The 21,222-nt window shown below is 60.4% G+C and carries 16 protein-coding genes and 1 pseudogene; 7 read left to right on the forward strand and 10 right to left on the reverse strand.

All coding sequences use genetic code 11. From position 1 onward, the window contains the following. The first annotated feature begins 417 nt into the window (after positions 1-417). Positions 418-2,133 (forward strand): peptide ABC transporter substrate-binding protein, encoded by a 1,716-nt coding sequence (locus tag IRZ31_RS08205; RefSeq protein WP_297152226.1) that lies wholly within the window; start codon positions 418-420, stop codon positions 2,131-2,133. A gap of 512 nt (positions 2,134-2,645) precedes the next feature. Continuing rightward, a complete protein-coding gene (locus tag IRZ31_RS08210) occupies positions 2,646-3,899 on the forward strand; it encodes a Glu/Leu/Phe/Val dehydrogenase (protein ID WP_297152229.1) in 1,254 nt (417 codons plus the stop codon). A 64-nt stretch (positions 3,900-3,963) separates the two neighbouring features. On the opposite strand, the gene recJ is transcribed toward IRZ31_RS08210, so the two are convergent. The 6 genes and pseudogenes from recJ to rpsF form a co-directional block, all read right to left on the reverse strand. Then, positions 3,964-5,772 carry a single-stranded-DNA-specific exonuclease RecJ gene (recJ, locus tag IRZ31_RS08215; protein ID WP_297152231.1) on the reverse strand — a complete coding sequence of 603 codons (1,809 nt, stop codon included), beginning with the start codon at positions 5,770-5,772 and terminating at the stop codon, positions 3,964-3,966. Between the two features lie 25 nt (positions 5,773-5,797). After that, entirely contained in the window at positions 5,798-7,021 is a 1,224-nt protein-coding gene (gene hemW, locus IRZ31_RS08220) for a radical SAM family heme chaperone HemW (protein WP_297152234.1), read from the reverse strand. A 209-nt stretch (positions 7,022-7,230) separates the two neighbouring features. Then, a complete protein-coding gene (locus tag IRZ31_RS08225; protein ID WP_297152237.1) occupies positions 7,231-8,688 on the reverse strand; it encodes a peptidylprolyl isomerase in 1,458 nt (485 codons plus the stop codon). Positions 8,689-9,362: 674 nt separating this feature from the next. Then, positions 9,363-9,578 (reverse strand): annotated as a pseudogene (rpsR, locus tag IRZ31_RS08230) (30S ribosomal protein S18); the annotation flags it as partial. 263 nt (positions 9,579-9,841) lie between these two features. After that, positions 9,842-10,249, reverse strand: a complete 408-nt coding sequence (ssb, locus tag IRZ31_RS08235; RefSeq protein ID WP_069803241.1) for a single-stranded DNA-binding protein — start codon at positions 10,247-10,249, stop codon at positions 9,842-9,844. Positions 10,250-10,422: 173 nt separating this feature from the next. After that, positions 10,423-11,043 carry a 30S ribosomal protein S6 gene (rpsF, locus tag IRZ31_RS08240; protein ID WP_297152243.1) on the reverse strand — a complete coding sequence of 207 codons (621 nt, stop codon included), beginning with the start codon at positions 11,041-11,043 and terminating at the stop codon, positions 10,423-10,425. Between the two features lie 191 nt (positions 11,044-11,234). Between rpsF and IRZ31_RS08245 the strand changes: the two genes are divergently transcribed. From IRZ31_RS08245 to IRZ31_RS08260, 4 genes are all read left to right on the forward strand, one after another. Further along, complete coding sequence (locus tag IRZ31_RS08245; RefSeq protein ID WP_297152246.1) at positions 11,235-11,408, forward strand: hypothetical protein; 174 nt, start codon at positions 11,235-11,237, stop codon at positions 11,406-11,408. Between the two features lie 570 nt (positions 11,409-11,978). Beyond that, positions 11,979-12,185: a 50S ribosomal protein L35 gene (gene rpmI, locus IRZ31_RS08250; RefSeq protein ID WP_297152249.1), complete on the forward strand. Its 207-nt coding sequence runs from the start codon at positions 11,979-11,981 to the stop codon at positions 12,183-12,185. A 119-nt stretch (positions 12,186-12,304) separates the two neighbouring features. Then, positions 12,305-12,682 carry a 50S ribosomal protein L20 gene (gene rplT / locus IRZ31_RS08255; RefSeq protein ID WP_297152252.1) on the forward strand — a complete coding sequence of 126 codons (378 nt, stop codon included), beginning with the start codon at positions 12,305-12,307 and terminating at the stop codon, positions 12,680-12,682. 149 nt (positions 12,683-12,831) lie between these two features. Then, a complete protein-coding gene (locus IRZ31_RS08260; RefSeq protein ID WP_297152255.1) occupies positions 12,832-13,689 on the forward strand; it encodes an RNA methyltransferase in 858 nt (285 codons plus the stop codon). A gap of 449 nt (positions 13,690-14,138) precedes the next feature. Here the strand turns inward: IRZ31_RS08260 and IRZ31_RS08265 are convergent, their stop codons facing one another. From IRZ31_RS08265 to rny, 4 genes are all read right to left on the reverse strand, one after another. Next, a complete protein-coding gene (locus tag IRZ31_RS08265) occupies positions 14,139-16,460 on the reverse strand; it encodes a methyl-accepting chemotaxis protein (protein ID WP_297152258.1) in 2,322 nt (773 codons plus the stop codon). 662 nt (positions 16,461-17,122) lie between these two features. Further along, positions 17,123-17,710 (reverse strand): signal peptidase I, encoded by a 588-nt coding sequence (lepB, locus tag IRZ31_RS08270; protein WP_297152261.1) that lies wholly within the window; start codon positions 17,708-17,710, stop codon positions 17,123-17,125. A 145-nt stretch (positions 17,711-17,855) separates the two neighbouring features. Beyond that, a complete protein-coding gene (locus IRZ31_RS08275) occupies positions 17,856-18,740 on the reverse strand; it encodes a PHP domain-containing protein (protein ID WP_297152263.1) in 885 nt (294 codons plus the stop codon). 136 nt (positions 18,741-18,876) lie between these two features. Beyond that, complete coding sequence (gene rny, locus IRZ31_RS08280) at positions 18,877-20,442, reverse strand: ribonuclease Y (RefSeq protein WP_297152267.1); 1,566 nt, start codon at positions 20,440-20,442, stop codon at positions 18,877-18,879. A 256-nt stretch (positions 20,443-20,698) separates the two neighbouring features. On the opposite strand from rny, the gene IRZ31_RS08285 reads away from it, so the two are divergent. Beyond that, on the forward strand, positions 20,699-21,169 hold the full coding sequence (locus tag IRZ31_RS08285; protein WP_297152270.1) for an NUDIX pyrophosphatase: 471 nt from the start codon (positions 20,699-20,701) through the stop codon (positions 21,167-21,169). The last annotated feature ends 53 nt before the right edge of the window (positions 21,170-21,222 follow it).

Raw genomic sequence — 21,222 nt, forward strand, 5'->3', positions numbered from 1 at the left:
CCAATCACACGAATCTGCATCTGTTCGCTTACCCTCCTGTTCGCCGTTGAACAGTGTGATCTTTTCCCTTCCATTATAGTCCTGGGCCAGGACCTTGTCTATCAGCCAATTGCTCCCAGAGTCGCGGGCCGAGGGGAGCCATTGCACACCGATCGAGCAAGACCAGCGAGGCCGAATTTGAGCCGGGCCTGGTGCGGGGCAATGGAGGAGAGAGAGGGAGGTGACGGTTAGACGGGCGGGAGGTTTGTTCTTCGCTCCTTGCCGCTGGAGCGAGGGGCGCTATACAATAGAGGCTACCTGACCTGGCGCTGTTCCCTCTGTCCGCCAGGTTTGCACGGTGGTGGACTGGCCTTGCCAACGAGTGCAGCAGAAGGGAAGGTTCGACGTTTCTTTCTGCGAGGAAGGAGGCGCTTTGTCGTGTCTCGCTGGTTGCAGTGTCTCTACGCTGGCCGCCGTCAGGGAGCGGTGGCGGCTTCAACCCGGCTGCTGACAAGGAGGTCGGCTTCCTACTGCTGGCAGAAGCGCTTATGGCCGGGCGCTGTGCTCTGGGTAGTGGTGATACTGTTGGCTGCCTGCGGTGGCGGTTCCTCGCCATCCTCCAGCAGTCAGCAGCCGCAGGCCGCAGCGCAGCAGGTGCTGATCTTCCCGAACGTGGGCACAAAGGATATTAGTACCCTTGACCCGGCGCAGGGACCGGACGCTAATTCGGCATTGGCCGTCAGCATGCTCTACAGCGGTCTGGTTCGTGCGACCGCCGATTTGAGCGTTGTGCCCGATCAGGCGACCTGGCAGGTCTCGCCCGATCAACGAGTTTACACTTTCCATCTCAAGCCTGGTATCACCTTCTCCGATGGGACGCCGATCACCGCGCAGACCTATGTCTTTACGCTGACACGGCAGCTCCTGCCAGAAGTCAAGTCGCCGATCGCCTCCTTCTTTGAGGGCTTTATCGAGGGCGCGGCGGATGTGGCCGCCGGCAAGAGCCGGACGCTGAGCGGGGTCCGGGCGCTGGATAACCAGACGCTGCAGATCACGCTGACCCGGCCTACTCCCTTCTTTCTGGAGGTGCTGACCAATCCGCTCTTTGATCCTTTGAATCCTGCCCTGATCCAAAAATATGGTCAGGCCAATTGGGCGAGCCAGGCGGCGAACAATGCCATTGGCTCGGGGCCATTCATGGTCAAGAGCTGGCTCCATACTGTCAAGATGGTCCTGGTGCCCAATCCCCACTACTATGGCCCGAGGCCACGGCTGCGCGAGGTCGATATGCTCTTTGTGAGCGATCCGGCAACGGCCTTTAAAGCCTATGAAGCGCACCAGTACAGCTTTATCTGGAATATTCCACCTGACGAGCTGGGGCGTGCTCGCCAGATGCCGGGCTTCATCCAGCGTGCGCTGCTGCAGACCGATCTGCTCTTCTTCTATACACGCAAGCCACCTTTTGATAAGACCGCGGTACGGCAGGCTTTTGCCTATGCCATTGATAAGAAGACGCTGGCGCACGCCATCTTTAAAGATGCGGTGCTGCCGGCCACTACCATTATTCCCCCAGGCATGCCGGGTTACCAGGCCAATTACGCCGGCATTCCCTATGACCGGGCCGAAGCGCGTCGTCTGCTGCAGTCAGTCTATCCCGATAGCCGTGCGATACCGCCTGTGGTCTTCACCTATCCCTCATCTCAGGTTTCGCAGAGTGAGGCGGCGGCCTTGCAGCAGATGTGGCAGAGTGCCCTCGGTCTCCAGGTCAGGCTTCAGGGCATGGACTTGACGACCTACAACGATGAGCTGTCGAAGCATCTGGTGCAGATGGGTTTTATTCAGTGGACCGCGGATTTCCCCGATCCCTACGACTGGCTGACGCTCAATCTCACCACTGGTTCTCCCAATAACAACGGTGAATGGAGTAATCCGCAGTTTGATCGCCTGGTGGCGCAGGCCGAGCAGGAGAGCGGAGAGGCACGTTTGCACACCTACAATGAGGCGGAGCGTGTAGCAATCGAAGATGTGGGGTGGTTACCGCTGGACCATCAGGCGCTGGCGGCGGTCATTCCCCCCTGGCTGCATGGTGTGACACTCAACGGTCTGGGTCTTTACTTTGGCGATTGGTCGGCTGTCTATCTCCTCCAGCATTAGGAGGCGCCAACCAGAGGCCAGAGTGGAACCTGAACAAGGGTCAGCGCGGCAGTCACCGTCTTGAAGGTCACCGCGCCGTGATGCTATAATAAAGCTACAACGTTCATCATCGTGCTTATATGCTTGAACGCAAGTAGGGCGCATCGCCCGCCAATCGTGTCGCCCGCCGCCCTCGGCGGGCTTTATTATGTGGCAGTCGGGGGCTGTCTGGACTCCTGCAACCTGCAGGGATCTGTCGATCTGGGTCGATCTGAATTGGCCCGAGTCGTGCTGTCATGGCTCCCTTTGGAGAACCTCTTGTTCTCCCACTGCCGGGGGGCGGGAAGCGAAGACGCTTCCATGCGAGGCATGTCTTGTTAGTATGCAGCGAGGCATACGGGCCTGGCCTGGGCGAGATAGGTCGCTGTGATGGAGGAAAGGATGATGCGCAGCGTAGGCTGGCTGGTTAGCCTGACTGACGAGCCGCGATCTCTCTCCTGGTCAGGTGCATTTCAGAGGAGGTTCTAAACTCAATGGCTGTTGATATCCTCAATCCCTATGAAGTAGCGGTCGCTCAGTTTGACGAAGCCGCTGAAATGCTCGGCCTCTCGCAGGCCATGCGCGCCATTCTGCGTAAGCCCAAACGAGAACTCATCGTCAATTTCCCCGTGCGCATGGATAACGGCGACGTGCAGATGTTCACCGGTTACCGTGTGCAGCACAACATCAATCGTGGCCCGGCGAAAGGCGGCATTCGCTTCAGTCCTGATGTCTCTCTGGATGAGGTGCGAGCCTTGGCTATGTGGATGACATGGAAGTGTGCGGTGGTGGGCATCCCCTTTGGCGGCGCCAAGGGAGGAGTAATCTGTGATCCACATAAGCTCTCGCGCAACGAGCTGGAGCGGCTCACAAGGCGCTACGCAACGGAGATCTCCATCCTGATTGGCCCCAACAGTGATATCCCGGCCCCCGACATGAACACCAATCCGCAGATTATGGCCTGGATCATGGATACCTATTCCATGCATCGTGGCTATTCGGTCCCCGAGGTCGTCACAGGGAAGCCGCTTTCGATCGGCGGTAGCGAGGGGCGCCTGGAAGCGACAGCGCGCGGTGTGCAGGTTGTGACGCGCGAGGCTCTGCTGAGTCGGGGCATGCAGCCGGAGGGGGCCAGGGTGGTCATCCAGGGCTTTGGCAACGTCGGAGGCAATTCGGCCCGCCTGCTGCAATCTCTCGGCTGCAAGATCGTCGGTCTGAGCGATATCAGCGGTGGCGTCTATAATCCCAACGGCATTGATGTCATGCGCGCGCTGCGCTACTCGCAGGAGCATGGTGGCCTGCGCGGCCTGCCCGATAGCGAGCAGGTGACCAATCAGGAGCTGTTGGAACTGCCCTGCGATGTCCTGATCCCGGCTGCCTTGGAAAACCAGTTGACGGCGCAGAACGCCTCGCGAGTCAAGGCGCGTCTGATCATTGAGGCCGCCAATGGACCGACGACCCCCGAGGCCGACCGCATCTTCCAGGACCGTGGCATCACGGTGGTACCCGATATCCTGGCCAATGCTGGCGGTGTGACTGTCAGCTATTTCGAGTGGGTCCAGGACTTGCAGCGCTTCTTTTGGTCGGAGGACGAGATCAATCAGCGTCTGGAGCGGATCATGGTGCGTTCGTTCCAGGCAGTGCAAGACCGAGCCGAGCGCCAGCGCACCAGCCTGCGCATGGGGGCTTACTTGCTGGCTGTGGCGCGCGTCGCCGAGGCCACCGAAGCACGCGGTATCTATCCCTGAGCCGGAAGGGACAGGTGCCTTTTGGTCTGGCTGGCTGGCCACTCTTCCGTTCGAATCTGACAGCTCAGGCTGAGGGCGAGGGTGCGATAGCAAGAATCTTGAGCGTGATCTCGCGCGTACTCTCGCCCTCCTGGGGACTCCAGGCTGGCTCGATGCGGAAAATCACGTCGACGTGTGAGGCGCCATTGAGGGTGCTCATGTGGGCAGCTCCCCGCACGAAGGTCCCCATGACCTGCACATTGCCGATGCCGAGGCGCACGCGCAGGTTGCGACCCGCCGGCCCACTGCTCCAGTAGTTGAGCAGGCGCATTTTCTCGGCTTTGAAGACCGGTTCGGGGTTAGCGGCTCCGAAGGGACTGAGCTGACGGATGCGACTATAGGTTTGATACTGGAAATATTCAGGACGGCGCAGCACCAGATCGACCATGAGAGTATTGGCAGGAGGCAGGATCACGCTTTCCTGCTCACCGGGCGCGGCGCTGGCCTCGATCGCTATCAGCGCTGGCTCTGCGCCGTTGCCCTGGCTATCGTGCCAGCTCAACAGATGCTGGTGCAGTTCTTCAACGTAGTGGTTGGCAATGGTAAAGCCAGCGGCCTGAGCATGACCGCCGTAGCGCTCGAACAGATGGGCACAGCCGCGCAGGGCGGCGATCATATTGAAGCCCTCGCGACTCCGCGCCGAGCCGCGGCTGAACTCTTCGCCGCGACTCAAGACCAGCACAGGGCGGCGAATCTCCTCGGCCAGCTTGCTGGCCACCAGACCGATGATCCCTTCGGGCCAGTTATCGCCACTGACCAGCACCACGGCATCGTCCGGGTGGCGCGCCGCCTCCTCGCGCGCCAGATTCATCAGCTCCTCTGTCTGGACCTGGCGCAGGTGATTAAGGCGCTCCAGGTGGGTGGCATAGCTCTCAGCCTCAGCCGGATCGTCCGTCATCAGCAGTTCGCAGGCCAGGCGCGCATCTTCCATCCGTCCGGCGGCGTTGAGGCGTGGCCCCAACACAAAGGCTACGTCGCGCTCGCGCAGCTGGCCAGGCTGCAGTCCGGCGCTCTTCATCAAGGCTAGCAAGCCGGGGTTGGTGGTCTGATTCAAGCGCTCCAGGCCCAGCCGTACCAGTGTGTGATTCTCGCCAAGCAGCTCCGCCACATCGGCGATCGTGCCGATGGCCACCAGATCGAGCAGCGCTAGCTCCTCCTCGCGTGGCAGACCAAAGGAGCGGTAGAGCGCCTGCACCAGCTTAAAGGCCACCCCGACACCACACAGCACCCGTTCGGGATACGTCGAGTCGGGACGCCACGGGTTTACCAGGGCATAGGCTGGTGGCAGCTCATCCGGGGGACGATGGTGATCGGTAATAATCACCTCGATGCCAAGTGTCTCCTGCGCATAACGCACCTGGGCCACGTCTGAGCTGGCGCAATCGGTAGTAATAAGCAACGACGTCCCCTGGCGCTTGAGCCAGTCGAGGGCCCCGACATTGAGACCGCACCCCTCATCGATGCGCGATGGAATATAGTAATCAAGGGGAGCTTCTGCGCGCTTCAAGCGGCGCAAGGCTCGCATCAGGAGAGCTGTGGCAGTCACCCCATCGGCATCGAAGTCGCCGTAGACCGTGATATGCTCGCCAGCCAGCAGAGCGCGGCGAATGCGCTCCAGAGCGCGCGGGAGATCGATCAAAGTCAGGGGATCAGGTGTCTGCTCGTAGCGCGCCTCCAGGAAGGCTTTCATCTCCTCTGGAGTGCGCAGGCCCCGATTATAAAGCAGCTGGGCATGCAAAGGTTCGATGCCCGCCGCGCGGAAGCGCCGAAACTGACTGGCACTTAACAGCTCACAGACACGGCAGCTTAGATGCGATGCTCTCTCCGACTCCACAGGTGTATCCTTCTTCTGCTCGAAGCTAGTCTTCGTCAGGAAGCAGACATAGAAAGACCTCGTTGCCTAGCAGGCGACCGCGTTTGCTCAGGCGTAGCCAGGTTCCATCGTACTCCAACAAACCGGCCTCAGAGACATGTTGTAAGCGCTGCCCGGCAAACTGCCAGAAATCCAGGCCGAAGCGCTCGCGGAAAGACGGCAAATGCAGGCCGCGGGCGGTGCGCAGAGCCAGAATAGCCGTTTCAGCCATCTGCATCTCGAAAGAGAGCGTCTCGCTCTCCGCCTCCGGGCACTGACGGGAGGCGAGGAGACGCACATACTGTCGTGGCTCGCGCACATTGGAAAAACGCCGTCCGGCGAAGCAGGAATGGGCACCGGCGCCCAGGCCCAGGTAAGGAAGATTGAGCCAGTAAGTCAGATTATGGCGACACTCGTGGCCAGGGCGGGCCCAGTTCGAAATCTCGTAGTTCGCATAGCCTGCCTCCTGTAGCAGCGCGTCGGCATACTCGTACATCTCAGCGCAGAGATCCTCATCGGCGGGAACCAGCCGTCCCTCTTGCACCCAGGTAAAGAAGGGCGTTCCCTCCTCCACAATCAACGAATAGAGCGAAAGGTGATCAGGAGCCAACTCCAGCGCGCGCAGCAGGGTCTCGCGCCATTGAGCCATCGTCTGCTCTGGCAGGCCGAACATCAAATCCAGATTGAGCGAATCGAAGCCAGCGCTGCGTGCCGCTCGCACGGCCTGCGCTACCTCCTCGGGAGAGTGGGTGCGTCCAAGCAGCTTAAGCAAATGAGGGTCGAAGCTCTGCGCCCCCAGGCTCAGACGATTCACTCCCGCTGCGCGCAGGGCTTGCAGATGCGCGCTGGAAAGTGTGCCTGGATTGGCTTCCAGCGAGATTTCCGCTTCAGGATCAACGGCAAAAGCTGCTCGGCAGCCAGCTAGCAGGCGGCGAATCTGCTCAGCGCTCAGGAGGCTGGGGGTACCGCCGCCGAAGTAGATTGTTCGAGCGCGGCGCGGAGCGCCTGCGGCAGTGCGGGCCATCTCTCCTGCCAGCTCGATCTCGGTCAGCAAGGCGCGCACATATGGCTCGCGCAGCGACAGCAGGCCCGCATAGGTGTTGAAATCGCAATAGTAGCAGCGCGTGTGGCAGAAAGGGACATGCAGGTAAAGTGAAACGCTCTCTAGCAAAGCTGAGAGTGGCTCATCGAAGAACACTGTGCAAGGAGCGCTGCTGAGAGTAGTTGACATACTTTCCTGCCTACTTGAAAGAGAAAGAGCCAGACAAGGATAGCCATCCATCACCCTGCCATCCTCCTGCTGCCCCAGCGTTGAGAGAAGGAGCGGGAAGGAGCTGCCGGCCTTATCCTCCCTGCCTGGCGGACTGAGTTGAGCCGAGTCGAAAAGCAGGGGCCGAAGCCGGCCAGCTCCCTCGCTAGATCAGAGAGCCTCTGAGGCGACTACTGGTTCGGTGCCGTCAAGCCGCCGCTGCTCTGGGAAGGACCGCTCACAGGCAGCTCAGTCGGCATATTGATTGGATCAAAGAGCCGATTCTGGTCGGCGGGTGTGATATGCGTCGTTGGCAAAGCTCGGATCTCCAGAGACCAGTTGGAGAGAGCGTTATCCTTCAGGGTCTGAAGTGTACTTTGGTCCAGGGGACGGGACGGATCGATCCCAAGGATCTGGACGATGTGATAAGCTCCATTCTCCATAATGATCGGGCTGATCTCGTTGATCGTCCGGGCGGGATCAAAGAGCCAGTTATCCACATAGGCCTGGCCCTCCTGGTGGGCGTACTGGCCGCGGGCCAGCCAACCGAGGTAACCGCCCTTGGTATTCGTCGTCGTATCGACTGACTTCTGGCGGGCCAGGGTGGCGAAATCGGCTCCCTTCTTCAGCTGATCCAGAATCTTCTGAGCATCGGCCTTGGTACTGAGCGTTATGGTGCGGGCCAGCACCTGGTAGGTGGGCGACTTAATCTGCGAGGCCAGATAATTCTGCATATTGTCGCGGCGCAGCTTCAGAGCCATCATCTCATGCATATCGGCATCGGTGACGCCGTCCTGCGCGAGCATCTGCTGATAGGTGCGCGCATATTGGCCTGATTTCGGCATATTGGCCTTCAGATCGTTGAGCGCGCGCTCAACCTGAGCGGCGGTTGGCTCGATGCGGGCGCGGACCGAGGCGGGCTGCGTTTGCAGCCATTCGCGGATCAGCTCGTCATCCTGGAGCCAGGTCGCGCTATCGTTGCCGATCTGGGATTGTGTGAAAGGACCTTGCTGCTCGAAAGGAATGGTATTTTGGGTCAGATCATTCAGTTGTGACTGCAGCTTATCGTGCTGCGACTGAGCATTGGCGTAGGTCTGCTTGGCGTCATTCAGCTCCTTGGTTAGCTGGGTGCGCTGGGGGCTGGGACCAGCGGGTAGCTTGCTGATCTGTTGATTGAGATCGTCGATCTTCTTAGAAGCGTTGTTCATCGCCTGCTGTTGCTGGGCGACCGCCTTTTCGAGGTTCGTGCGCTGGGCGAAGAGGCCATTTGGCCCGTAGAGCTTATTGATCTCCAGCTGTGTCTGCAGGACCACCAGCTTGTGGTACTCGGACTGGGGGATGTCGTGGCCATTGACCGATGTGATCGGCAGGCTTGGCACGATCACGTTGATGTTGATCCAGAAACCGATGAGAACGCCGACAATGGTTAACACGATAAGGATGGTGAGAGCCCAGGTAGCCCGAACGCGGATACGGTTTTTCTCGCTCTGAGAGAGGTGGCTGCCCCAGCCGAAGATCAGGGGTTTGCCATCTCGTCGGGCCGCCACAAGGGCTGTCTGGCGGACATAGCGCCTGGGCTTTGCCTTCTCCGGGCGGCTTGCTCGCGTTGACCGCTGGTTTTGGGGTTCACGCGCTGTTTGACTCGTCATAGTGGAAGAACCCTTTCCTGCCTTCAGCAATGGCTGCTCATGGCTCCATGATACACAGGAACGGCCTATGAGACAAGAGGGCAAGCGTCGACCAACGTCAGAACACGCCAGGGAGACGAGCGAGCAAACCCTGTACTTCTCTTCTGGCTCTAGAAAAAGAAGGAGGCGTGGCGCCACAGCTCATCTCTTACCTGTTCTGACCTGGACTGCTTGGCCTGATGCTGAGCCAGTCCCTCCTTGTGTTCAGGCTCAGCTCCAGCAGTCGCGGGCCTGACCACGCACGCTGGCCTCTGTCGGTCTCTTCTCTTCCCTGCTGGCTTAGTCTATCTAGCATCCCAGCAAGATCATCTGCAGCCAGAGCCAAGCGAAGAGCGAACAGAGATCACCTGCTGGGACTTCTGCCTGTGGCAGGAGCGAGGAAGAGATGAAGGACCAGGCGGCGCGAAGCGCAGCAGGGCAGGACATAACAGGAATGACTGCTTCTCGCCTGTAAGGGCGATTGCTGTCCTGGCTGCCTTAATGCGCGCCTGCGTGCCTCCGCCTCTCTTCCCTTGTCTGTCTTCCTGCCTGCCTGCTTACCCGCCGCCCGGGCGAGCGGCGCAGCCGTTGCCATTGCCGGCAGCGAAGCGTGCCTCTTGTGCTAAGCTGAAGATCTTGCGTGGCCGCTACATGCTGCGCATATGCTCTGCGGTATAGGGCAGCAGGGCCATAAAGCGGGCCTGCTTGAGCGCACGGCTCAGTGCGCGCTGGTGCTTGGCGCAGGTGCCTGTCTTGCGGCGAGGCTCGATCTTGCCGCGATCGGAGATGTAGCGTTTCAGGAAGCGAGCGGCATCTTTATAATCGATCTCCCGCACGCGGTCGTGGCAGAACTGGCAGACCTTACGCCGGGGGCCACGGACGCCCTCGCGGCGCCCCGGGCGAGCGGTGGCCTGGGGCTGAGCGGGCGCCTGGCCCTGGCCCTGGCCTTGAGCGCTGGCGCTGCCGGCTGGCGTTGTCTGGCCCTGGCTCTGAGTAGCCTGCTGGGCGGCTGATGCTGTTGGCTGATTGGCCGCTTCGTTACGTTTTTGCACGGACTGTCCTCTCCTCCTTCGAACACACGACAGGGTACGTCTCGTTGAGAGGGCGATTCGCCAGCTCTTCTGCCTGGTGGCAATTAGAAGGGCTGAGAATCGTCCAGATCTTCAAGGAAATCGCCGCTATCGGTCGGGAACTCATCCGAGACATCGGCCTCTTGTGGCTTAGGCGAGAGGAAGCGCAGATCACTAGCGATCACATCGAAGGCGGTGCGTTCGACACCGTTCTTATCGGTATACTTGCGCTGTGCGACCCGCCCTTCCACATAGACCTTGCTGCCTTTGCGCAGGTACTGATAGCAGCGCTCGGCCAGCGAGCGCCAGGCGACCACATTGAACCATTCAGTTTCCTCGCGCTTCTCGCCGCTGGGGGTCTTATAGGTACGGCTGACTGCCAGCGAAAAGCGAGTGACAGCTGTCCCATTATCGGTATAGGACATTTCCGGGTTACGGCCCAGGTTGCCGATCAGCATGATTTTGTTCAGCATCGCTTAGATCCTTTCGTCGCACTGGGAGACGCCGCACCATCCTTCGCTGAAGTCAGATGGGAGCAGGGCTAGCTGGCCCTCTCCTGACTGGCTTGCTACTCACTGGCGTTCTGTCTGAGCGAACCATTGTCTCGTTTGTTGTGTGCTCATTCCCGAACCGATCGCTAGAGCGCCTAGGCTTGCTCAGCCTCGGAGGCTGGGGCTGGCTGCTCATCGAGTGCGGGAGGGGCACTCTCCATCTCCTCATGCGAGACGGCGGGCGCCTCTTGATCTCCTACTGCTGATTCTGATGACTCTGATTCTGATGATTCTGACAGGGCAGCTGCTTCAGGGGCGTCGGCAGGGGCCTCAGCTTCCGCTTCGGGGGCGCTGCCTGCTGCAGCGACCTCGGCCTCTGCGCTCGCGCCAGCAAGCTCCTCGCTCGCGACGCTAGCAGGGGCGGGGGCGGGGGTAGCCCCAGCGGCGCTGGCGGCGGCGTAGGCCTCGCGCTCCTTCTGTACCACCCGCGGATCGCGTCGTTTGATCAGGTGCCGCAGCACTTCCTCAGATACCTTGAGGGTGCGGTCCAGTTCCGGGAGAGTCTCAGGGGAGACACTCATATCGACAAAGACATAAATGCCATCGCGGTGATGCTCGATGGGGTAGGCCAACCGTCGCCGCCCCCAGTAGTTCACCCTGACAACCTGGCCGTCATGGGCGGTTACGATCTGCTCGATCCGTTCAAGAATAGTACGTGTTCGCTCTTCACTGACTTCGGGATGGAGAATAAAGCCAAGCTCGTAGTCTCTCCTCACGAAGCCACCTCCTTCCTCTGGGTTTGCTCGCGGTCAGTCGCGGTTATCTGGACTCGTCTTGCTGCCGGAGCAGGTGGAGTATGGCGATCTCTATCTTCGCCATCCGCTCTGCCGCTGTCTTTTGACCTCTCTTGCTCTGACTCTTGCCAACCACTCTTGCTCTCTGCACTTTTGGCGGGCAGGCGTGATCTATGGCTGTTGAGAGAGTCGGTACAGTGCCCCGCTATTATAGCATTGTCCTCCCTGTCTGGCAAGAGAAGGCCCATCTTGCTGAGCGGCTGGCTCGTCCCGCCCTCCGGGGAAGCGGCGCGCTGACAGGACGGCGCTCTGAGCGGGAGAAAGCCGCTCCCCCTTCACCAGAGTGAAAACCACGGCCAGGGTCAGGGCAGACCTTTGTTCAGGCCCTGCGCTTTGCCTCCTGCTCTTCTATTCTTGGAGCTGCTCGCTGAGGTGGAAATGCTGCGATGCTGTTCACTGTCTCTGGCTGCTCAGCGGAGCGCCTGCGGGTTGCGCTCCGTCCCCTTCAGCTCCGATCGTATAGTCAGTCGGACAGGCTGATAGGCGCTGTCCCGCTAACCTAAGCGGCAGAAGGCCCAAGAGATGGGCCGCCCCCTACTGGACAGCGGGAGCAATCTGTGCTATACTCGCAGACGGCATGCGGGGCTTCTTTGCTCTTGAAAAAGGCTTCTCTGCGCCTTCGATGGAGCTGTTCTTCTCTATAACACTGTCACGCGCGCACTAAGAGCTGGCTTACAAGCCCAGCCCGCCAGTCCAGCTTGCGCCGGGCATACAAGCCCCTCTCTTGTGAGCCGACAGCCTCGTCTTTCGCTGGTCGCGGTCTCCTTTTATTCCTGGTAGGAGGACCGTCAGGGAGAGGTCAACTGCTGTGTTGCCCACCGCCCCGCACGAGAAGAAAGAAAGAGAGTGTGTATCTCATGAAGCAGAAACTTAAGACACATAAAGCCATCTCCAAACGCATCAAGATCACGGGCAGTGGTAAGCTTTTGCGCCGCAAAGTTGCGATCAGCCACCTGCGCCGTAACAAGGCTTCTCGCTCGGTTCGTGCGGCTGATAAGACCTTCGCCCTGGCACGGGGAGATGCCCGCCGCGTTCGGCGCCTGCTCCCCTATGCTGGTCGCTAGGGTCTGGCCCCCCTTGCTGCCGGCTGGTCGGCTGTGAGTGAGGTGGGCGTCCTGATCGCACGCTGTCGTCGACTTCGTAAGCAGAAAGAAGAAGAAGAAGAGGGAAGGACAAAGACGCTATGCCAAGAGTGAAGCGAGGCGTTACGGCGCGTCAGAAGCATAAAAAGGTATTGAAGTTTGTGGAGGGCCACCGTGGCACACGCCGCCGTCTGATCAAGAGGGCGCGTGAGTCCATGATGCATGCCCTGGCCTATGCCTATCGTGATCGGCGTAACCGCAAGCGCGATATGCGTCGGCTCTGGATCACACGCATCAACGCTGCCGCTCGCATGTTCGGTGTGACCTACAGCCAGTTGATGCATGCGATTCGCGTGGCCAACATCAGTGTTGATCGCAAGATTCTGGCCGAGATGGCGGTCAATGATCGGCCTGCCTTTGCCGAGCTGGTCAAAACGGCCCTGGCCGCGGCGCAGAGTCAGAATCAACCTCAAGGCTAGCAACAAGGCTGGTATTCTGCTCGGGCTGTCCTTATCTGGCAAGCCGAGGTTGCCTCTCATTTTGCCAGGCGGGACAGTGCAGAAGCAGTGTCAGGGGCGACTGCTCCGGCGGTCGCCCCTTCTGCATGTTCAAGGGAGGTGACTCTCCCATGCCGGTAATTAGCAGTCCGCTCAATCCCCGAGTCGCTCGTCTGCGTGAGTTGCACACGCCGCGCGGACGCAAGAAGCACGGCCTCTTTATGATGGAAGGGCCGCATTTGCTCAAGGAGCTGCTCGACCGGTCTGTCTCGCCGCTCGAAGTCTACTATCAGCCCGACTTGCTGGCGCGCACTGCTGAGGGGCGGGTGCTGCTAGAGCGGCTCCTCACTGGGTCTGTGGCGGAGCGGGCGCTGATTCAGGTCAGCATGCGTGTCATAGAGGCTTTAGGAGACGTGCAGACTTCACAGGGGGTAGTAGCTGTACTGCCGCTCGCGGCCTTCAGCTATGAGGAAGTAGCGGCGCGCCGGCCTCCTGCGTCGCGGCCCACCCTGCTGATCCTTGATCGGCTGGCTGATCCGGGCAACCTGGGCACGATCCTGCGCACGGCCCTGGCGGCGGATGTCGCCGCCGTTCTGCTGACGCCAGGCTGTGTGGACGCCTTTAGTCCCAAGGTCGTGCGAGCGGCTGCCGGGGCCCATCTGGCCTTGCCGCTCGCTGAGGAACAGCAGTGGGACGAGATCGCACGGCGGGTGAGAGAGCACTGTGGTCCGCAGCTGCGGATCTTTCTGGCTGAGGCGGGGGCGCCACAGCTTTATTACGAGCAGGACCTATGTCAGCCATTCGCCCTCATTATTGGCAATGAGGCCCACGGCCCCTCGGCGGCGGCTCGCTCCCTGGCCACCGGCCAGTTGAGCATTCCCCTCGCCAACGGAGTCGAGTCGCTCAATGCGGCGATGGCTACCGGCATCCTGCTCTACGAGGCCGTGCGCCAGCAGCGCCAGCGCCGTTCCAGTGAGGCGAGGAAATGACGACTAGATAACAGAGGCGGCAGGACCTACGGCGCCGACGCTCGTCGTAAGCCCTGCCGCTTCTGCGGGTAAGAGGGGGCAGTGTCGTTAGCCAGAGAAGAAGTAGTCTGCAAGAGGTGGTCGGCAGTCTGCCGGCTCTCGCTAACTATAACCTACATCATCAGTCTAACAGAGGAATTAGACGCTTGTCTATGAAACAGGATAGAGGTTGCAGATACTATCTATAACAAAAAAGTTATGGCAGGGAGAGGGGGGAGCGGGTCAATCGAAGAAGGACCCTCCACCGAGTTCGCTGGCAGGAGCCAGCTGGCCTCACGAAAAAGAGCGGGAGCCAGTCCCCTCAGAGCTGCACGCTTGGGGGACTGGCTCCCTGTCGGTTTATCTAGGCGTCCTGCCTTCCCTTCATCTGCCTGTTAGCCTGCCCGGCCTGGTTGCTCGGCGGGCGGCCTTTATGGGAGACCGCTGCCGTTGCTGGGCATCCCCGGGTTCCAGGGGTCGTACGGCGACTGCTCGAAGGGGGGCGCCTTGGGAGTTGGCGTAGTGGGGAAGCCAGCCGATGGCGGTGAGTAAGGCCAGCTCGGCTGCGGGCCGCTGCCTCCTGCCGGCATTGAAGGCAGCGGCTGGCTCCACTCGTTGTTACCGGTGGAGGAGGGAGAGGGCGAGAGCGGCTGGAAGGGCGAGAAGCCCTCGGGACTCGGACTAACGCCTGGCTGGCGGGCCGGGGGGAGAGCATTATACATGCCAGCGTGGGTTGGTGTCGGCTGAGCCTGAGCGGTGGCCGTGACTGTACGGAAAGCGCCGCTCAGAGACTGCTGACCCTCGGCGCCGTCTTGGACCATCAGCGCATCGGTAAAGCCCGTAGTCGACAGGTAGCTCTGATCCTCATTCAGCTTGAACGCCTCTACCGAAGCGCGCAAGCGCTCCACCAGGCGAGCCAGGCGACCCATAGCCTGGGCGGCCTCGCGGGTCGTCGTACTGCTGTGCTGGGTCGCCTCTGAGACACTGTGCATAATCTGCACCACAGAGCTGGACGACTCCAGCTGCTGGTTTGCCATCTGGTTGATCGTTTCGATCTCGTGGGCCTGTTGTTCGATCACCGCAAAGACCGCCTCCAGAGCGCTACCGGCCTCCTGAGTCAAGCGTGCTCCGGCCTCCGTCTCGCGCTCCGTATCCTGCATAGCCACAGCCACGGCGCCGATGTCCTCGCGAACGCTGCGGACAACGCGCGTCACATTGCTGGCCTGCTCCTTGGCGCGCTCGGCCAGGCGGCGGATATCGGCGGCGACGGCTCCGAAGCCCTTGCCGTGCTCACCGGCCATCGCGGCCTGAATAGCGGCGTCGAGAGCCAGACGATTGGTCTGATGGGCGATGCTGGAGATCGCCTCTACGATATTATTGATCTCGCGCGAGCGATCGCCGAGCACCTGGACCTTCTTAGCGGTCGCTTGCACATTCTCATGGATGCGGCCCATCCCGGCGACTGCCATCTCCACAGCCTCGCGGCCCCCTTGCGCATCTTTGCGCGCCTCAACGGCCACATTGTGCAGCAGCTGAGCGCGCTCAGCCACGCGGCGGCTGGCCTCGGCCATCTGCTCGACCTCGACCGCAGCCTCGCTGATCTGGCGGATCTGCATATCGTCCTCTTCCACCAATTGGGTCATGCCATCGATCAGCTGGCTTGTGGTCTGCTCCACCTCGCGGGCCACCGTCTTCACGCGGATCACCAGATTCCCCAGCTCCTCGACCATGTAGTTAAAGGAGTCCGCAAGCACGCCGAGGGCATCAGCCGTCACCTCAGCCTGCACGCGCAGGTCGCCCTCACCAACGCCGCTGACCTCGCTCACCAGCTTCTCCACCTGGGCCTGCAGGTTATCGCGCTGCGCCTGGGTCTCCTGAATCAAGCGCACGATGTTATCGAGCATATTGTTCATCGAGTTCGCCACGATGTAGATCTCATCGCGGCTATTGATCTTGACGCGGGCCGTCGTATCGCCCTTGCTGATGCGCTTGGTCAGGTTGGCGAGCTGGCGCAGGGGGCGGGTGATGGTCAGGTTAATGATATAGCCAATGGTGATCACCACCATTGCTGTGGCCAGGATGGCGATGACCGTGCCCAGGGTGATCATCCCGATCTGGTTAGAGCCGATGGTGGTCACCTCGTTACTGATCGTTTGGGTCGTGGTCACAAGCTGCTGCCAGCTTTTGAGGAGCGAGGCGTACTTGGTGTTGGCCTGTTCGAGGAGGCTATGGGTCTGGCTGTGCGGGAGATTGGCCTTCAGCGCTGTCAGCTCAGCGTCCTGGGCCTGTTTATAATCCGACCACTGCTGACTGGCCGTGCGGAAGATCTGGGCCTGATCGGAGACCAGGGCGTTGATATCTCCCGGGAGGCTTCGGCGCACGCTGTCCATATTTGGGGACGATCCCAGCAAGAAATCTTGCTGGTAGGTGCTCAACTCGTTGCCGAAGCTGTGCTCCAGGTCGAGGATCTCCGTTTGGGCAGAGGTGGCCATGCGGGTCATAGCGCCACTGTTGAGACCGTAGGGGCCATCGTTGGCATAGAGCGTCGAGTGGTACTCGCCCAGCAGTGCGTTCATGCGCTCAAGATCAGACATGGCCTGCATGGAGATCGTCGTCGCCTGGTTAGCTACTTGCATTGCCTGGCCGTGGACGGTCAGCGTGTTCAGAAAGAAGGTTCCCAGCACAATAATCACGATGGCGGGGATAATCGCAGCCAGCGCGAAGGCCAGGAAGAGCCGGAGGAAAATAGGCATTCGCGTAATTGCTCTCATGACAGCTCTCGCCCCCTCTAAGAAGGTACGCAATGATCTGTATTGCTTAAAGGAATGGACCTTGCCGTTGCCAGCCTGTTGTTGATGTATGGGCAAACGTCAATGAGACCTGGAACAACCTGACAAAAGACTCCCAAGGTAGTGTACTCCACCCTGGGCGATTTTGAAACTCTCTTGTGAGAGATTACCCTCTTTTTCCTAGATGCGTGGCGCGGACAGCATGGAGGTAGAAAGCAATAAGGCTCTGCCACGCCGCTGGCGGCAGAGGTGGGCGAACCACTGTCTGCGCTACACTGTATTAACGATAGCCGAAAAGGTCGCTTCCAGCAAGCTCCCTCCCCTCATAGGGTGCTCTCTGGGCTGGCGGCTGGCGGTGGCCTCTCCTCCCTTCTGATAAGGCCTCCCGCCTGTGGCATTCGTGCCTCTGTTGCTGATCTATGATGCCATGTTCCTAGCTGGCTGGCTATTGGCGCGATTCTGCTCATTCTCGCCGTGGCCTGGCCTGAACGGAGCAGAGTGAGGGGCCAGTTGATCGTCAGGAAAGCAAGCGGCAGAGGAGAACAAGCCCTGTTGCTGTTGGGGGCAGGACTCGCTAACTCCTCTGCCTGCGGGTGAATCCTGGCCTGCTGCCTCTTGGGTAGCGATCATTTAATGCCGGCGAAAACGCTGCTCTCGTCGGGTAGCAGGCCAAAGTTATTGGCTCCCAGCGGCCAGTAGACCAGGGTGGCCTTGCCGACGATATCTTGTTTGGGGACAGTTCCCCATTGACGCGAATCAGAGCTGTCGCCGCGATTATCGCCCATCACAAAGTACTGATCAGGGCCGATAACCAGGTTGCGGATCGGCGGGTAGACGGCCAGGCTGGCTGGATCGTCGGGATTTGTATACGGTTCATGCAGGGTGACCCCATCGACAATGACCGTCTGGCCGATGACGGTGATGGTGTCACCGGGAACGGCAATAATGCGCTTCACATAGTCTACACTCGGGTCGTGTGGGTAGTGGAAGACAATAATGTCACCGCGCTGTGGCGGATGAAAAAGGTAAGCGAGCCGATCGACAAGGATATATTCCTGGTTGTGCAGCGTCGGCTCCATGCTTGGCCCATCGATATAGTAATGCTGGACCGTCAGGCGTACCACGAGAAGCAACAGTAGCGTCAATGCCACCGTTTCCAGGATGTCACGTAGAAGCCGGTGGCCCTTCTCCTCTTTCTCCGGTTTCGCACTCAAAACCCTTACCTTGCCTCCTGTTCTATCTTAGGGTCGGTGCTTGGCGATCTGTTGGAAGAAGCATGGCCGATGGAGGCCCCTTCTTCCTTGGCCTGCTCATAAAGAGCGATCTCTATCAGCGATGTTGGCCTGTTTACAGCTGAGCTTACTCGACTGCCGGTTCTGGAAGCGTGAATGGGGGCGGCGTCTGGTGGCTGCGCGCCGCCGCTGCTTCTTGCAAACGCGTCACGCTCTCGGCGGGAACAGGGTGGCCCCCCAAGGGCGTCGGATGGATGCCTGGACCATGATAGTCGCTGCCGCCCGTGGGGATGAGGTCGAACTGGCGCGCCAGGGAGAGCAGCAGCGTCTCCTGCTCAGCGGTATAAGGACCATAGTAGACCTCCAAGCCAACCAGTCCCAGGGCACATAGCTCAGGGAGCCACTGCCGCAGGATCTCAGGGCCTGGTAATTCCAGAGGGTGGGCGATTACTGGCAGGCCCCTGGCGCTGACAATGAGACGCACCGCGTCCTGGGGCGACAGCTTGTAGCGCGGTACGTAGGCCGGGCACCCTTTGCTCAGGTAGCGTGCAAAAGCCTCTTCGATGCTCTGGGCATAGCCGGCCTCAACCAGAGCCTGAGCTACATGAGGTCGCCCCACTGCTCCCTGAGCCAGCTCGCGCACGCGCTCCCAGCGGATGGCAATCCCCTGCTCGTTGAGCAGCTCGACCATCCGCTGGCCGCGGCGCTGGCGTGCGTCGCGCAGCGTACGCAGGGCTTGCTGAAAAGCCTCCTGCTGATAGTGTAGAAAATAGCCAAGCATGTGCACTTCGCCAGCGGAGGTTTCGGTGTTAATCTCAATGCCTGGGATAAAATCGATGCCTAGCTGGGTGGCAGCCTCAGCAGCCTCCGCCACTCCTTCGGTGCTGTCGTGATCGGTGAGGGCCAGCACACGCACCCCCACCTCGTAGGCTTTCTGGACCAGAACCCGCGGCGCATAGAGGCCATCCGAGGCGGTCGAGTGCGTGTGCAGATCAATGGCGTAATCGGTCATATCTCCTCCAGCCTGATTGACCCGGCGTGATCAATGGCATGGGTTGAGGCAGCGAGCGGGCTATGGCTGTGATTTTGCCCACTGCTGACCACATCAGGCACGTTCCTTTCTCCTGGTTTCGGGCGGGCCAGGCGACTTACCTGGCATAGTCAACGGCGCGCGTCTCGCGCACCACGCAGACCTTGATCTGGCCGGGGTAGTCAAGGCTCTCCTCGATCTTATGGGCGATCTCGCTAGCCAGGCGATTGGCGCCGTACTCATCGATCTCATCGGGCTTGACAATGATCCGCACCTCGCGCCCAGCCTGAATAGCAAAGGACTTCTCGACGCCGGGGAAAGAGTTGGCGATGCTCTCCAGGGCTTCGAGGCGCTTGAGATAGAGATCGATGGTCTCGCGCCGCGCCCCAGGCCGGGCAGCAGAGATGGCATCGGCGGCCTGGACAATGGCGGCCTCCAGGCTCTGCGGCTCCATCTCGCTGGCGTGATGAGCCACCATCGCATGAATAATCTTGGGCGACTTGCCAAAACGACGCGCAATCTCGCCGCCAACGACGGCGTGCGGCCCCTCGACCTCTTGATCGATGGCCTTGCCGATGTCATGCAGCAGGGCGGCGGTCTTGCAGACGTTCACATCGGCCCCCAGCTCATGGGCGATGGTGCCCGCGAGAATAGCAACTTCAACAGAGTGGGCCAGCACATTCTGACCGTAGCTGGTGCGGAAGTGGAGCCGCCCCAGGATCTTGAGCAGCTCGGGCTGCAGGCCGTGGACATTGGCCTCCATCGCCGCCCGCTCTCCAGCCTCGCGGATGATGCTGTCGACCTCCTGCTGGGCCTTGGCTACCACATCTTCAATGCGCGTGGGGTGGATGCGCCCATCAAGAATCAAACGGTTGAGGGCCAGACGCGCCACTTCGCGACGCACTGGATCAAAACCCGAAAGAATGACCGCTTCCGGTGTGTCGTCGATGATCAGATCAACGCCGGTCGCGGCCTCTAATGCTCGAATATTGCGACCTTCCCGCCCAATGATGCGTCCTTTCATCTCCTCATTGGGCAGAGGGACGACCGAGACGACAGCCTCGGAGACCTGGTCGGAGGCGCAGCGCTGGATAGCCAGAGTGATGATCTCACGCGCCCTCGCCTCAGCCTGCTCGCGCGCTTCCTCTTCGATGAGGCGCGCCCGCCGCGAGGCTTCGGCCCGAACCAGGGACTCCATGCGGCTCAAGAGAAGCTCGCGCGCCTCCTCTTCGCTCAGGTGGGAGATGCGTTCTAGCTCGGTCTGCTGCTGGTGCTTCAGCTCTTCGACTTCCTGACGCAGCTCCTCAACAGCCCGCTCGCGTGCCTGTAGCCGACGCTCACGTTGCTCCAGGGCCTCGATCTTACGCTCCAGGCTCTCTTCTTTCTGCTGCAGTCGACGCTCTTGACGCTGTAGCTCGGCGCGCCGCTCAGCATTTTCTCTCTCAATGGTAGCACGGAAGCGCGCTGTCTCTTCACGCGCCTCATGCAGAGCCTCGCGCTGTTGCTGCTGCATTTCCAGGAGAAGACGCTCGCTGGCCTCTTTCTCAAGACGGAGACGCTCCTCAAACTTGCTTTTATTTCGTGCCTCCCCTAAGCGGTATCCGATGACAAGTGCGATCCCGGCTCCAAGGAGCGCCGCCAGGATAATGCCCGCTGCGAGGATGGCGATGATGGTCGGCGTCACGTTAGCCTACCTCCAGAGTGATAAAGGGCAAACAGACCCGCCTGCCGGGCTTGTGGTGACCGAGTGCTGTGTTCCATCGTATCGAGAGACGGTATATGCTAAGTATACTATATAGAAGGCGTATAGTACGCCAAGCATACTATATAAGAGCGTTGAGGGGCTGTCAAGAACGCTCAATTGAGAAGATCGATTGTTTCTCTAGCAGGTTCGCAGCCTTTTCTAGTTTGCTGCAATCAATCTCTACGGGAGTCGCATCATGACACAGCAACCAGCGGAGTCCACTGCTCCCCTACGTCCCACGCCCGTTGTCACCAGCTTCCTCCTGCGCTTCGACCAGCCTGGGGGCCCCCGGCTCCTGATCGTCCAGCGCAGCCAGCGAGTTGGCAGCTATCGAGGGCGCTGGGCCGGCATCAGTGGCTTTATCGAGCCGGGGGTCAGCCCCGAGGAGCAGGCCTACACGGAGATCCGCGAAGAGACCGGTTTGGGGCCGCAGCAGGTGCGCCTGCTCAAACGTGGAGCGATTGTCGAGCATCGTGATCAGGAGCTGGGCCGCCACTGGATTATTCACCCCTTCCTCTTTGAGGTCTTGACCCCCGAGGCCATTCGGACCGATTGGGAAGCAGTGACCATGCGCTGGATTCCGCCGGCTGAGCTGGAGCGCTATGAGACAGTGCCCCTGCTCAAAGAAGCCTACGAATCGGCGCAGCGGGGTGAGGGCCAACCCTGATCAGAGCTGAGGGCTGGCCCGCAGTGGCGACCCGCGATGCGATGCGCGGGGCG

It is taken from the genome of Thermogemmatispora sp., from assembly GCF_019683635.1.
Classification (GTDB): Bacteria; Chloroflexota; Ktedonobacteria; order Ktedonobacterales; family Ktedonobacteraceae; genus Thermogemmatispora.